This is a genomic window from Streptomyces sp. NBC_00820 (assembly GCF_036347055.1).
GTDB lineage: Bacteria > Actinomycetota > Actinomycetes > Streptomycetales > Streptomycetaceae > Streptomyces.
The window spans coordinates 4364611-4377500 of the sequence record NZ_CP108882.1; the positions used below are offsets into that span (position 1 = coordinate 4364611).

11 protein-coding genes (1 of these 11 running past the window's edge) are annotated in these 12890 nt (G+C 73.4%); 10 read left to right on the forward strand and 1 reads right to left on the reverse strand.

Translation table 11 applies throughout. From position 1 onward, the window contains the following. Positions 1 to 81: 81 nt before the first annotated feature. From OIB37_RS19755 to OIB37_RS19800, 10 genes are all read left to right on the forward strand, one after another. Positions 82 to 1164, forward strand: a complete 1083-nt coding sequence (locus OIB37_RS19755; RefSeq protein ID WP_330458931.1) for a thioesterase domain-containing protein — start codon at positions 82 to 84, stop codon at positions 1162 to 1164. 35 nt (positions 1165 to 1199) lie between these two features. After that, on the forward strand, positions 1200 to 1754 hold the full coding sequence (locus OIB37_RS19760) for an SAM-dependent methyltransferase (protein ID WP_330458932.1): 555 nt from the start codon (positions 1200 to 1202) through the stop codon (positions 1752 to 1754). Between the two features lie 148 nt (positions 1755 to 1902). Beyond that, on the forward strand, positions 1903 to 3375 hold the full coding sequence (locus tag OIB37_RS19765; RefSeq protein ID WP_330458933.1) for a coproporphyrinogen-III oxidase family protein: 1473 nt from the start codon (positions 1903 to 1905) through the stop codon (positions 3373 to 3375). Beyond that, positions 3372 to 4430 (forward strand): PLP-dependent transferase, encoded by a 1059-nt coding sequence (locus tag OIB37_RS19770; protein ID WP_330458934.1) that lies wholly within the window; start codon positions 3372 to 3374, stop codon positions 4428 to 4430. The genes OIB37_RS19765 and OIB37_RS19770 overlap by 4 nt, the downstream gene beginning before the upstream one ends. Continuing rightward, entirely contained in the window at positions 4424 to 5614 is a 1191-nt protein-coding gene (locus OIB37_RS19775) for a hypothetical protein (RefSeq protein ID WP_330458935.1), read from the forward strand. The genes OIB37_RS19770 and OIB37_RS19775 overlap by 7 nt, the downstream gene beginning before the upstream one ends. Next, on the forward strand, positions 5604 to 6356 hold the full coding sequence (locus OIB37_RS19780) for a class I SAM-dependent methyltransferase (RefSeq protein ID WP_330458936.1): 753 nt from the start codon (positions 5604 to 5606) through the stop codon (positions 6354 to 6356). Before OIB37_RS19775 ends, OIB37_RS19780 begins: the two co-directional genes overlap by 11 nt. Positions 6357 to 6464: 108 nt before the next feature. After that, positions 6465 to 7826: an ATP-grasp domain-containing protein gene (locus OIB37_RS19785; protein ID WP_330458937.1), complete on the forward strand. Its 1362-nt coding sequence runs from the start codon at positions 6465 to 6467 to the stop codon at positions 7824 to 7826. Positions 7827 to 7906: 80 nt separating this feature from the next. After that, on the forward strand, positions 7907 to 8389 hold the full coding sequence (locus OIB37_RS19790; RefSeq protein WP_330458938.1) for an SAM-dependent methyltransferase: 483 nt from the start codon (positions 7907 to 7909) through the stop codon (positions 8387 to 8389). Positions 8390 to 8451: 62 nt separating this feature from the next. Beyond that, a complete protein-coding gene (locus OIB37_RS19795; protein ID WP_330458939.1) occupies positions 8452 to 9705 on the forward strand; it encodes an ATP-grasp domain-containing protein in 1254 nt (417 codons plus the stop codon). Positions 9706 to 9806: 101 nt separating this feature from the next. Next, entirely contained in the window at positions 9807 to 9956 is a 150-nt protein-coding gene (locus OIB37_RS19800) for a hypothetical protein (protein WP_330458940.1), read from the forward strand. Here the strand turns inward: OIB37_RS19800 and OIB37_RS19805 are convergent. Beyond that, a protein-coding gene (locus OIB37_RS19805) for an AfsR/SARP family transcriptional regulator (protein WP_330458941.1) crosses the window boundary here: on the reverse strand, positions 9946 to 12890 show its 3' portion. The gene runs 220 nt beyond the window's last position; 2945 of the gene's 3165 nt are visible here — the last part of the coding sequence; its start codon lies beyond the right edge, outside the window — the gene reads right to left on this strand; it ends in the stop codon at positions 9946 to 9948. The genes OIB37_RS19800 and OIB37_RS19805 overlap by 11 nt on opposite strands.

Below are 12890 nucleotides of genomic sequence, written 5' to 3' on the forward strand. Positions count from 1 at the left end.
GCCGCCTGAGCGGTCCGCCTGAGCGGTTCGCCCGAACGGTCCGAGGGACCGGCAGTACGACATCACCTGATGGGGGAGACGATGGCAACCCGGGAATCCACCACGGCGCCGACCACCGGCCTCGGCCGCGACGGCGTCGAACTCCAGCTGTGCGACGTGTGGCGCAGGCTGCTCGGCCGCACCGACGTCGGCATCCACGACGACTTCTTCTCGCTCGGCGGGCACTCGCTGCTCGCCATCAAGCTGACCGTGGAGGTGCGCAGGCTCTTCCAGGTCGACCTCACCGCCGCCGACCTGCTGTCCGCCGCCACCGTCGCCGAACTGGCCGAGATCGTCCGCCGCGGCACCGCCGACCACCAGGGCCAGCTGGTCCGCATCCAGGCCGGCTCCGGCGGCAGCCCCGTCTACGCCCTGCCCCCGGTCTCCGGGACCGTGCTGCTGTACCCGCCGATCGCCCGCGCCATGGGCACCGACCAGCCCTTCTGGGGCGTGCAGTCGGTCGGACTGCTACCGGGCGAGGAGCCCCTCACCTCGATCGAGGAGATCTCCGAGACCTTCATCGAGCAGCTGCGCACCGTCCACCCCGAGGGCGCCGAGTGGAACCTGATCGGCTACTCCATGGGCGGCCTGCTGGCCTACGAGACCGCCCGCCGGCTGAAGGAACGCGGCGAGCGCGTCGGCCTCGTCGGACTGCTCGACACCCGCGTCACCGTCGAACCCAGTGCCGACCCGGACTTCGCCCTGCGCGCCCTGCTCTGGCGGGGACTCAGGCTCGACGTCGACATCGACTGGCTGCGCGGCCTGGACCCGCGGACCAGGGCGGCCGAGCTGGTCCGGCGGTCCGTCGCCGCCGGGACCATGCCCGCCGACTTCGACGCCGACCGCCTGCGCCGCATGATCGACATGTACGGCTTCAACCTCGACGCCCTCGCCGCCTACCGGATCAAGCCCTACGACGGCACGGTCACCGTCTTCCGCGTGACCGACCGGTCCATGGAGGACGGCACGCTCCCCGACGACCTCGGATGGGGCGACCTCGCCGCCCACGCGGCCGTCGTCGACGTACCCGGCGACCACTTCACCATGGTCGAACCCGGCCAGGTCGAGGTCCTGGGCCGCCGGCTGCGCGAGCGGCTCGGCCCCGCGCCCGTGCCCACGGCCTGACCCGCCCGCTCCCGTACGGAAGGGAAACGCCCACCATGCCCCCACAGCAGGAGCAGGAGCACGACCGGGAGCCGGAGCACGAGCAGGAGCGCGACCGGGACCGGCAGCCCGGCTCACCTCCCGCCTCGTACACCCTGCGGCCGATCGGTGTCGTCCGCTCGCCCCGCGCGGTGCCGGAGCACGACCACTGGGGCGGGGTCACCGCGCTCATCGAGCTGGACCCCGCTGTGCTGCGCCCCGAGGCCGTGACCGGTCTCGAGCTCTTCTCCCACCTCGAAGTGGTCTTCCACTTCCACCTCGTGCCCGAGTCCGACACCGTCACCGGAGCGGTCCACCCCCGCGGCCGTACCGACCTGCCGCGCCTCGGCATCCTCGCCCAGCGGCTCAAGGAACGCCCCAACCGGCTCGGCGTCTCCCGCTGCGAGCTGGTCGGCGTCGACGGACTCACCCTGCGCGTCCGGGCCCTCGACGCCCTGGACGGCACCCCGGTCCTCGACGTCAAGCCGTACCAGAGGCTCTTCCAGCCGGACCCGGCCGCCGTGCGCGAACCGCCCTGGCTGCACGAGGCGATGTCCGCCTACTACGCCTGACGCCTCTCCCCTTCTGCCCTTTCGTCTCTTCTCTCTCTTCGCTCTCTCTTCCGACCTTTCTTCCGATCTCTCTTCCGACGCTCCAGAACGCTCCCCTCATCCGGCCACAAGCCGGCACGGGTTCCCGTCCACAGCCAAGGAGACCACCATGTCCCTCGCCGCACCCGGCAACGGCGTCACCCCGGTCGACCTCGAGCTCAACCTCGGCCGACTGCTCGACCGCAACCCCCAGCTCCAGATCCCCCGCGACGAGTACAACATCAACGTCACCTCGAACGAGGGCGAGCGGCTCACCGGCGACGAACTCGCCGCGGAGTACGGGGCGTTCCCCGGAGCGGGACACCCGGCGCACCTGTACTTCCACCTCCCGCTGTGCAACTACATCTGTCACTTCTGCAACTACGTCAAACGGCTGGTGCCACGCGGCAAGGAGGACTCGGCGCTGCGCCTGTGGTCCGACCTGCTGATCGAGGAGTCCCGCCGCTACCTGGACCGCTACGAGTGGATACCCCGCTCCCGCGTCGAGTCCTTCTACATCGGCGGCGGCACCGCGGCCCTGCTGCTCAACAGCCCCGAGTTCATCGAGCCGTTGGTGCGGCACGTACGGGAGAACTACGACCTGTCCGACGACATCGAGTTCAACATCGAGGGCAACCCCGAGAACTTCCAGCGCCACCACCTGGAGACCGCGCGGGAGCTGGGCTTCAACCGGTTCAGCCTCGGTGTGCAGTCGCTGCAGGACGAGGTCAACGACTTCACCAAGCGCCGGCACTCCTCCGCCCAGTCACTCGAAGCCGTGCGGAACCTCCTCGCGACCGAGTGCCCCTTCAACGTCGACATGATGTTCGGACTGCCGTACCAGACCCCGGAGTCGGTGCGCCGCGACATGGAGATCCTCACCGACCTCGGTGTCCCCACCATCACCATCTACCGGCTGCGCAACGCGGACCGCGAGGAGATGGGCATCGGCAACCGCGCGGTGTGGAACAACCCCGCCGTACGCGAACGCCTCATCTCCGAGGGCAGGTTCCCGGACCTGGACTCCACGTACGCGATGCGCCAGGAGGCCGTGGAGGTCCTGCTGGAGCAGGGTTACCACCCGAGCCCCTGCGGCTGGTGGAGCCGTCCGGGCACCTACGAGGGCGGGAACATCCCGCAGACCTCGAAGAACAAGTGGGAGCACTACAACACCATGATTGCGTACGGTCCCGGGGCCTACGGCTGGCTCACCGGCGACCAGGAGGAGTTCCTCCAGACGCACAACATCACCGACATCAGCAAGTACGTGTCCTTCATGCAGAACAACGAGGGCCTGCCGCTGAACTTCGGCCGCCGCCTCTCCGGGCACAAGGCCATCGGCACCGCTCTCGGCTTCAACTTCAAGGCCAACCAGCCGATCGTGCTCGACCGTTACCGGGAGCGCTTCGGCGCCGACCTGCTCACCATGGAGCCCTTCGCCTCGGCGTTCGCGGAACTGCTGGAGCGCGGACTGGTGGAGACGGTGGACGACGGCGCCGCGCTGCGGCCGACCCTGGACGGCGAGGCGCTGCACGAGGAGATCATCTTCCACTACTTCCACCAGCGCATCGGCCTGTCCGACGCGCCCGTGTGCCGGCGGTGACCGTGCGAGCGACCCTGCCGACGGCCGACGCGCCGTCCCCCTCGCACGGCGCCGCGCGCCGGGTCGAGGACACCTTCGCCGCCCTGCACGGCGCCGGCTCGGCGCTGCTGGTCCCCGGCCTCGTCGCCGCCACGACGGCCACCCTGCTCGCGCTCACCAACCCGGGCGGCCACATCGTCGCCTCCGACCAGACCTGCGACCCGCTGCGCGCCGTCCTCACCGGGGAACTCACCGGCCTGGGACGGGCGGTCACCTTCGTCGACTGCACCGACGTGGACGCGGTGACGGCGGCCGTACGGCCCGCGACCCAGGTCGTGTACACACCGTCCCTGAGCGACCCGCTGATGCGCCTGTGCCCGCTCAACGACCTCGCCATCCACGCCCAGATGAACGACCTGCTGCTGGTCGTGGACAACACCGCCCTCTCCCCGGCCCAGCTGCGCCCCCTGGAGGCGGGTGCCGTGGTCGTCGTCGAGGACACCTCGCCCTGCCTCGACGGGTGGGGCGAGGCGGGTGCCGCGCTGATCACGGGACTCGACCGGTACCTGCCGCGTATCCACGAACAGTGCGCGCGCTTCGGCGGCGAGGTCGACGACTGGGCGGCACACCTGCTGGAGCGCTCCCTGGCCACCCTGCACCTGCGCGTCGCGGCCCAGCGGGACAGCGCGGAGCGGATCGCCGGGGCGCTGCGCGCGCACCCCGCCGTACGAGCGGTGCACCGGCCGTCCTTCGACGAGGCCCCCTGGGCACTGGAGACCCACCAGGGCTTCGGCGGCCTGCTCTCCTTCGAGGTCCAGCCGTACGTCCGGGACCTCTCCGGGGTACTGGACGCCTGCCGACGCGACGGCACGGCCCTCACCACCACGGCACGCATCCCGGCCCGCACCACCCACGCCCACCTGAGCGAGCGGGTGCGCCGCGAGGCCGGCGTGTCCCGGCAACTGGTGCGTCTGTCGGCGGGCGTCGAGGACCCCGGCGCGCTGCTGCGCCGGCTCCGGCCCGCCCTGGACGCCTGCCTCGCCCAAGGCGAGGGGAACGGAGGAGAGCGATGCTGAACGGCGTCGACCTGCGGGCCAGACAGGCCCTCGCCGAGCAGATCCGTGAGGACTCCTGGGAGGCACAGCTCAGCATCGGCGTGGCCGCTTACCCCGTGCCGGGCGGCCGCTGCCGGGTGGACACCGAGCCGATGCGGCTCGGCTCGACCCGGGTCGCGCGGGCCTTCGGCATCGAGCAGCGCTGCGAGGACACCGCCGGCGGCGACGTCCTCGACCCCGTCGGGTCGCTGCTCGTGGCGCTCGGCGCGTCCGTCGCGGACAGCGTCGTCACGGCGCTGACCGGCGAGGGGTGCGGTCCCTCGGTCGTCGAGGTGCTGCCCTGCGCCTGGTTCCCCGCCGGGCCGCCCGACGGGGAACCAGGCGAGGACGGTCCGGCCCGGCTGTCGTACGAGATCCGGATCGAAGGGGACGTCTCGGCCGGACAGGCCCGGCGGGCGGTAGCGGCGGCGTGCGCGCGCGGCAGCGCCCATCGCACCCTCGCGGAGCCGAACGAGATCCGGGCCGTCGTGCAGACCGCCCGGGACGTGCACCTCACCAGCCGCCCGGTCCCCGCCCCGGCGCAGCCGCGCCCGGCGGTCCGGCGGCGCACGGCCCGGGTGACGTGGGAGGTGGGCACCCATGTGCTCGCCGAGGTGGACGGCGTACGCGCCGAGTCCGACCAGCCCAAGCAGCTCTTCGGCGCCGATCTCGCGCCCAGCGCCCAGGAGTACGTCCTGGCCGCCCTGGCGGCCGAGGCACTGCGGTACTCGGCGGACTCCGGCCCGGCCGCGGACGGACCGCCCGCCTCGGTCCACAGCTCCGGCCGCGTCGACCTGCGCGGCCCCTACACCGCGGGCGACGCCCCGGCCGGACTGCGCAACATCCTCGTCCAGCTGCTGCCCGCCGACCCCGCCGCCACGGGCGACGCCTCCGCCTCCGCCGGGGACGGGGACGGGGACGGGGACGGCGAGGGGGCGACCGGTCCCGTCGCGGCCATGCGCCGCTGGCTCGCCGAGGGCGACGCCCTGCGCCTGGTCAGGGACGCCCACCCGATCGCCGTCTCCCTGGTGCTGGACGGCACCCCCGTCGCACTTCCGGCGGAGGGAACCGGCGAGACGCACCACCCGGACCACGCGAGCGACTCGCACAACTCGCACGACACGTACGACACGCACGACACGAAGGAGCGGCACCGTGCCCCGTGAATGGGACGCCAAGACGTACGACTCGCTTCCCCTGCCCCACCAGCAGTGGGGCAAGCGCACCCTCGGCCGGCTGGACCTCAAGGGCCACGAGACCGTCCTCGACGCCGGCTGCGGCACCGGGCGCGACACGGCCGCGCTGCTCGACCTGGTGCCGGACGGCCGGGTGATCGCCGTCGACGGGTCCAGCCGGATGCTCGAACAGCTCCGGACGAAACTGGCCGACCGCCTCGACCGGCTCGAGGTCCTCGAGGCCGACCTCACCCGGCCGCTGCCGTTCACCGGCCAGGTCGACGCGATCACCAGCGTGGCCACCTTCCACTGGATCACCGACCACGCCGCGCTCTTCACCAACCTCGCCCGGCAGTTGCGGCCGGGCGGCCGGTTCGTCGCCGAATGCGGCGGCCAGGGCAACGTCGCGAGGATCAACGCCGCCGTCGAGGAGGTGCTCGGCGCCCCGCCCGCCCAGAAGGAGAAGGTCTGGTACTTCGCCGGGATCGAGGAGACCACCGAGCGGCTGCGCGCGGCCGGCTTCACCGACATCGAGGTCAGCCTGCTGCCCGACCCGGCACGGCTGGAGCCGGGCGAGCAGCTGTGGAGCTACCTGGCCACCGTCGTCCTCGGCTCCCACCTGGACCGCCTGCCCGAGGCCGTGCACGAGGAGTTCGTGCACGCGGTCGCCGCCCGGCTGCCCGAGCCCGTCGTCGACTACGTCCGGCTGAACATCACCGCCAGCCGGGCCTAGAGCCGAACCGCCCGCCGGGCCTAGCCCGAACCGCCCGCCGGGCCTGGCTGGAACCGCCCGTCCCCTCCCCGAACCACCCGTCCCCTCCCCGAACCGAAGGAGGCTCTCATGGGGCACCCCGCTCCGCCCACGCTCCTGGTCGTCCACGACCAGGGCTCCGCCGGCCCCCTGCGCATCCTGTCGGCGGCTCGGGGACTGTGCCGGATCGTCTTCCTCTGCGAGGCGGAACACCCGCTGCTCGCACCCGAGTTGCGGCAGATCGCGGCACACGCGGACGTCGTGGACATCACCGGCCTCGACGAGGGGGAGGTGGGCGGCCTCGCCGCGCGGCTGGCGCCGGACGGCATCGTCACCTTCAGCGAGCACCGCCTGCGGCTCACCGCCGCGGTGGCCGCCCGCTGCGGGCTGCCCTTCCACTCCGCCGAAACCGCCGCCGCCCTCACCGACAAGTACCGCCAGCGGCAGGCGCTGGCGGCGGGCGGCGTCCAGGACACCGGCTGTGTCCTGGTCCGGCACCCGGACGAGTCCGCCGCCGCCCTCGCCGTCACGGGCACCCCCGCGGTGCTCAAGCCGCGGCACGGCGCGGGCAGCGTGGACACCTGCCTGGTCGGCTCGGCCGCCGAATGCCGCGACCGGCTGGCCGAGTTCACCGAGGCGGAGCCCCGGAAGTCCGTCCAGGAGTCCGCCAGAGAGTCCGCCCCGGAGCCCGTCCGGGAGTTCGTCCTGGAGGAGTACCTGCGCGGGGATCCCGCGCTCGCCGCGTCGGGATGGGGCGACTTCGTCTCCGTGGAGTCCCTGGTCGTCGACGGCGAGCCCCGGACCGTCGCCGTCACCGGCAAGCCCCCGCTCGTCCCGCCGTTCCGGGAGACCGGGCACATCCTGCCCGCGCCCCTGACGTCCGCGACCGCCGCGGACGTCGTACGGCTGGAACAGCGGGCGCTCAGGGCGCTCGGCATCCGGCACGGCGTCACCCACACCGAGGTCAAACTCACCGCCGACGGACCCCGGATCATCGAGGTCAACGGGCGGCTGGGCGGTTTCATCGCCGAGATCGTGCAACGCCGCACGGGATTCGACATGGTGGCGGCCGCGCTGCGCCTGGCGCTCGGACTCCCCGTCACAGCCCCCGAGCCGCCGGCCCCGGGCCCGGCGGCCGGGGCGGTGGCCTTCCAGTACCTGCTGATCCCGCCCGCCGGCCCGGTGCGCCCGGGACCGCTCTCGCTCATCGAGACGCTGGAGGAGATCCCCGGGATCGACCTGGTCGACGTCAGCGCGCCGAAGGAGCCGGGGCGAGGGGACGCCGACGGCAGCTGGCGCCGGGGCACCCTCGGCGCGATCGGCGTCGTATACGGGACCGCCCCCGACCATGCCCAACTCGCCGGACTTCTGCGCCTGTTGGAGGAACGGATGGACCGTTTCTGGTACGGCGCCCCCGACGCGGACCCTGCAGTACGCTCGGGCGCCGCGTGACACACGAACCGCGGAGGCCGGGCGCGGAGCAACCGCACGGTCCTCACTCCACGAATCTCTGCGAAAGGCAGGCACGGCAGATGTCCGAGAACAGCGCCACGGCCGAAGTGATCTCCCGCCCGGTGGGCCACGTGGTCGGTGGCCGGGAAGAGGTCCGCGACGACGACTGGGGACAGGTCTCGGCCGTGATCCGCCTGGACGGCACCCAGTACGAGCCGGACGCGCTGGCCGGCCTGGACTCCTTCTCCCACCTGGAGGTCGTCTACCACTTCGACCGGGTACCCGTGGCGAAGATCGAGTCCGGCGCCCGTCATCCGCGAGGCAACACCGAGTGGCCCCTGGTCGGCATCTTCGCCCAGCGCGGCAAGAACCGCCCCAACCGCATCGGCGTCTCCCGCTGCCGCCTGGTCAAGGTCGAGGGCCTCGACATCCACGTCGAGGGCCTCGACGCCGTCGACGGCACCCCCGTCCTCGACATCAAGCCCTACATGAGCGAGTTCGGCCCCCAGGGCCCCACCACCCAGCCCGACTGGGCCACCGAGATCATGCGCCGCTACTACTGACCGGTCCGCGCGTCTGCCGCAGGCCCACGGAAGCCACCCGCAGGACCACAGAAGGGGAGTCGGTGAACGGCAATCCACGGCGGGCACTGCTCCTGAGTCCCGACGCCGGGGTGCGCGAGGCGGCGGCCACGGCGGGGCTCGACACCTGGTCGGTGACGAGTCCCGCCGCCGTCACGGTCGCCGGGCGGCACACCGGCCGGCGGGTGACCGTGGACCTCGGTGACGCGGACGCGCTGCACCGCGCCCTGGTGGACACGGCCCGCGCGCACGGGATCGGGCACATCGTGTACCTCGGGGACACGGAGGCCCTCCACCTCGCCGTCGAGCGGGCCCTGCGCGAGCTGTCCCCGGGGCGGGCGGAGCCGCTGCGCAGGCTGCGTGACCCCGTGACCGTGCGGCGGATCCTCAACCAGGGCGGCGTGTCCGTCGTACGGGCCGAACCGGCCGCCACCGTGGCGGACGTCCGCGCGCTCGTCGCCCGCTCACCCCTGCCCGTGGCCGTCAGGACCGCCCACGCGCCGAAGCCGACGGTCATACGGAGCGGGGCGGACCTGGAGACCTGGGCGGCCGGTGCCCCCGCCGGCCCCCACCTCGTCGAGCAGTTCCCGACCGGACCGCGGATCAGTGTGGACACGCTGACCCGCGACGGCATGCACGAGGTGACCGGCATGACCACCCGGCTCGCGGGCGGTGCCGGCCTGCTGCGCCCGGCCCCGCTGCCCGAGGCGGACCGGGCCGGGGTCCGCGGAACGGTCCGGGCCCTGCTGGACCTCGCCGGTCTGCAGAGCGGCCCCGCCCACACACAGGTCGTCCTCACCGGGGACGGCCCCCGGATCACCGCGGCCAAGGCCCGCCTCGGAGCCCCCGCGATCCGCCGCCTCGCGCGCGCCTCCACCGGCCGAGCCCCGGAGCACGACGTGCTCTCGGCCCTGGCCGGAGCACCGCGGCCGCCCGCGTGGTCCACGCCGCCCGGCCGCCCCGCGGCCCTCGCCCGCCTGGCCCCGCACCACGGCGGACGGGGCCAGGCCGCGAACCTGGACGCCCTCGCCCGGCTCGGCCACGTCGACGACGTCCGGGTGGTCCCCGCCGCGGCCGGTGCCCCCGCCCACGTGGAGGTCATCGTCCACGGGAGCACGCCCGAGGAGGCGGAGGAACGGCTCGACGCCGTACGCCGAGGGTGGGCGGACCCGGCGCGGTGGGGCCCCGACACCCCGGACGAGAGGACGGGAACGAGACGGGACCGGGACGGTATGCGCCCGGCCGACGCTGAGGACCTCACCACAAGTGACAGACCACAGGTGCCGGACCACACGTGAGACCACACGTGGCCGGCCACCTGTGAGACCACGAGTGACGGAACACGAGTGACAGACCACAAGTGACAGTTCACCAGTGACAGCGGTCGAGAAGGAGAATCATGCGCAGCATGCTGGCCAGGTTCGCAGGGGTCCTCGCGGCGGCGGCCCTGGTGCTCGGCGCGACCGCGGCGGCGGGCTCGTCCGCCGGCGGAGCGCACGGCCACCACGTGAGCGCGGACAACCAGGGTCCCACCGTGGTCAGGGCCTGAGACCACCCTCGCCGGCCGGCGCGGGACAGCCCAGCGAGGCGAGCAGCGCCGTCGCGGCCGACCGGTGTTCCCGGGCCAGTACCGGATCACCGAGCGCCTCCACCGCCCGTGCCATCCCGCGCAACGCCCGTGCCCGCTCCGCCCGGTACCGGATGGCGGTGGCGAGCTCGCAGGCGTGCGTGTGCAGGGACAGGGCCCGCTCGTGGTCCTCGCGCCGCCGGCAGAACTCGCCGAGCAGGTTCTCGACCTTCGCCTGCCGGGTGGGGCTGCCGCTGACACGGGCCAGCTCCAGCGCCCGGGCCGCGAAACCGGTCGCCTCCGACCGGCGCCCCAGGCACTCGGCGACCTCGGCGGACAGGGCCAGGGCCAGGGCGACATCACCCGGCGGGCTCGACGCGTCGCACAGCGCGCGGGCCTCCTCCAGACAGGCGCCGGCGTCCGCGTACGCGCCCAGACCGATGTGGGCGAAGGCCAGATCGGTCAGCGCCATCACATGGTTGTCGCGGTAGTCGAAGCCGCGGTGCAGCTCCAGCGCCCGCCGCGCCGCCGCGGCCGCCTCCGGGTACCTGCCCCACTGCGCGTACAGCGTGCTGAGGTTGGTGAGCGTCTCGGCCTCCGCCCGCGGGACGTCCAGCTCCCGTTCCAGGCCGATGGCCCGCTCCAGGTGCGCGAGCGCCTCCGTGTGCCGGCCGAGCACGGTCAGCAGCAGCCCGATCGTGGACTCGCCGTGCGCCTCGGTGTGCTGGTCCCGCAGACGTACGGCGACGTCCCGCGCCTCCGTGGCCACCGCCAGCCCCTCGTCGAAGTTCCCCAGCTTCCAGCACGCGACACCGAGGTTGGACAGGCTGACACCGAGCAGGGCCACGTCCTGAAGCCGCCGCGCGGCCTCCACCGCGATCCGTCCGACGTCCCTGAACTCCTCGAACTGCCCCCGGGCGTTGAGCCGGAAGATGATGTTGCGGGTGAGGCACACCGTGTGGCGGTCCAGGCCGCGGCGGTGGGCCAGGGAGATCGCCGCGACCAGGTTGTCGTGCTCCCGGTCGAACCACCGCGCCGCCCGCTCCGCGTCCGGGAACGGCGGCTGCTCGCCGACATAGGGAGGTATGCCCGTCGCGCGGCGCCTGCGGCCGCTGAAGAGCAGCTCGCACACCGTCTCGGTGGTCGTGACGTAGTAGCCCAGCAGACGCTCCACGGCAGCGGCGTCGTCCTCGCCCGTGTCCGGACCGCACTGGCCGCGCGCGAAACTGCGCACCAGGTCGTGGAACCGGTACAGGCCGATGGCGGGCTGCTGCAGCAGGTGCACGTCCAGCAGCCGTTCCAGGACGGCCTCCGCCTCGTGCCGGCCCGTACCGAGCAGCGCGGCGGCCGCGTACGCGTCGATGTCGGCACCGGGATACAGCCCCAGGATGCGCAGGGCGACGCGGTGCTCCTCGTCCATGACCTGGTACGACAGCCGCAGGGACGCCGCGACGCTGCGCTCCCCCGCGCTCAGCTCCTCCAGCCGGCGGGTCTCGTCCCGCAGCCGGTCGACCAGGTACTCCACGGTCCACCGCGGCCGGTTGCGCAGCCGGGCGGCCACGATGCGCAGCGCCAGGGGGAGCCGGCCGCACAGATGCACCAGCTCCGCCGTCGCCGCCGGCTCGGCAGCGACGCGCGTAGCGCCGAGGATCTCCTCGATCAGCAGCGTGCTGTCCTCGTGGGACATCGGGCCGATCGAGAACCACTCGGCCCCGTCGAGGTCGACCAGCCGGGCCCGGCTGGTGATCAGGACCAGACAGCCGGGCGCGGCGGGCAGCAGCGGCAGGACCTGTCCGACGTCGATGACGTTGTCGATCAGCAACAGCAGGCGGCGCCGGGCGAGGTGGGAGCGCCACAGCGCCGTCCGGGCCTGGACGCCGTCCGGTATCCGGTCGCCCGGCGTGCCGATCGCCCGGAGCAGGGTGTCCAGCGCGGTCGCCGGGGACACCGGTGACTCACCGGGCGTGAAACCGCGCAGGTCGAGATGGAGCTGCCCGTCCGGGAAGTCCGCGGCCACCTGATGGGCGGCCCGTACGGCGAGCGAGGTCTTGCCGCTGCCTCCCATGCCGTCGATCGCCACGATCCGGCTGGAGCGCTGCCCCTCCTCCCGGCCGCCCCTGACACAGTCGACCAGGGCGTCCAGCTCCCGCTTGCGGCCGGTGAAGTCGCACAGGTCGGACGGCAAGGTACACGGAACGTGGGCGGACTCGGCCCGGGCGACGGCACTCGGGGCGGGGACGGTCAAGGCGGCGGCTGGCGGAGCGGGGGCCGAATCCGCCGTCGTGGGGGCGGCCGTCGAGGGTGCGGCGTCAGTGGGGGCGGCCGGTGTCGCGGGCGGGCCGGCGGACGGCCGGGCCGGGAACGCGGGCGAGGTCAGCTCCGGGGCCTCGCGCAGGATCGCGGCGTACAGCTCGCTCAGCCGGGGACCGGGGTCGATGCCGAGCTCCTCCAGCAGCAGCTCGCGGACCCTCTGGTACTCCTCCAGGGCCTCCGCCTGCCGGCCGCTGCGGTAGAGCGCCAGCATCAGCCGCGCCCGCAGGGTCTCACGCAACGGCTTCTGGGCGATGAGGTCCCGCAGGTCGCCGATCAGCTCCCCGGCCTCACCCAGATCGAGACGCAGTTCGAAGAACCGCTCGGCCGCCGCCAGCCGGCGCTCGTCCAGCGCGGTACCGGCTGCCTGGATCAGGGCGCTTCCCGCGCCCGCCATGACGGGGCCGCGCCACAGCGCGAGCGCGCGGCGCAGCGCCTCAGCGGCCGTACCGGGGCTGCCCTCGGACAGGGCGCGGGACGCCTCGCCCATATAAGAGGTGAACTCGGTCAGGTCCAGTTCGGCGCCGGACACCACCGCGCGGTACCCCGGACCGTCGGTGACGATCACCCGGGCCCCGCCCGGAACCCGTCGGCGCAGATCGGCCA

Bases quoted from the DNA above. Each gene is read 5' to 3' on its own strand.
- OIB37_RS19755 (WP_330458931.1), top strand. From the start codon at position 82: ATGGCAACCCGGGAATCCACCACGGCGCCGACCACCGGCCTCGGCCGC.
- OIB37_RS19760 (WP_330458932.1), top strand. From the start codon at position 1,200: ATGCCCCCACAGCAGGAGCAGGAGCACGACCGGGAGCCGGAGCACGAG.
- OIB37_RS19765 (WP_330458933.1), top strand. From the start codon at position 1,903: ATGTCCCTCGCCGCACCCGGCAACGGCGTCACCCCGGTCGACCTCGAG.
- OIB37_RS19775 (WP_330458935.1), top strand. From the start codon at position 4,424: ATGCTGAACGGCGTCGACCTGCGGGCCAGACAGGCCCTCGCCGAGCAG.
- OIB37_RS19785 (WP_330458937.1), top strand. From the start codon at position 6,465: ATGGGGCACCCCGCTCCGCCCACGCTCCTGGTCGTCCACGACCAGGGC.
- OIB37_RS19790 (WP_330458938.1), top strand. From the start codon at position 7,907: ATGTCCGAGAACAGCGCCACGGCCGAAGTGATCTCCCGCCCGGTGGGC.
- OIB37_RS19800 (WP_330458940.1), top strand. From the start codon at position 9,807: ATGCGCAGCATGCTGGCCAGGTTCGCAGGGGTCCTCGCGGCGGCGGCC.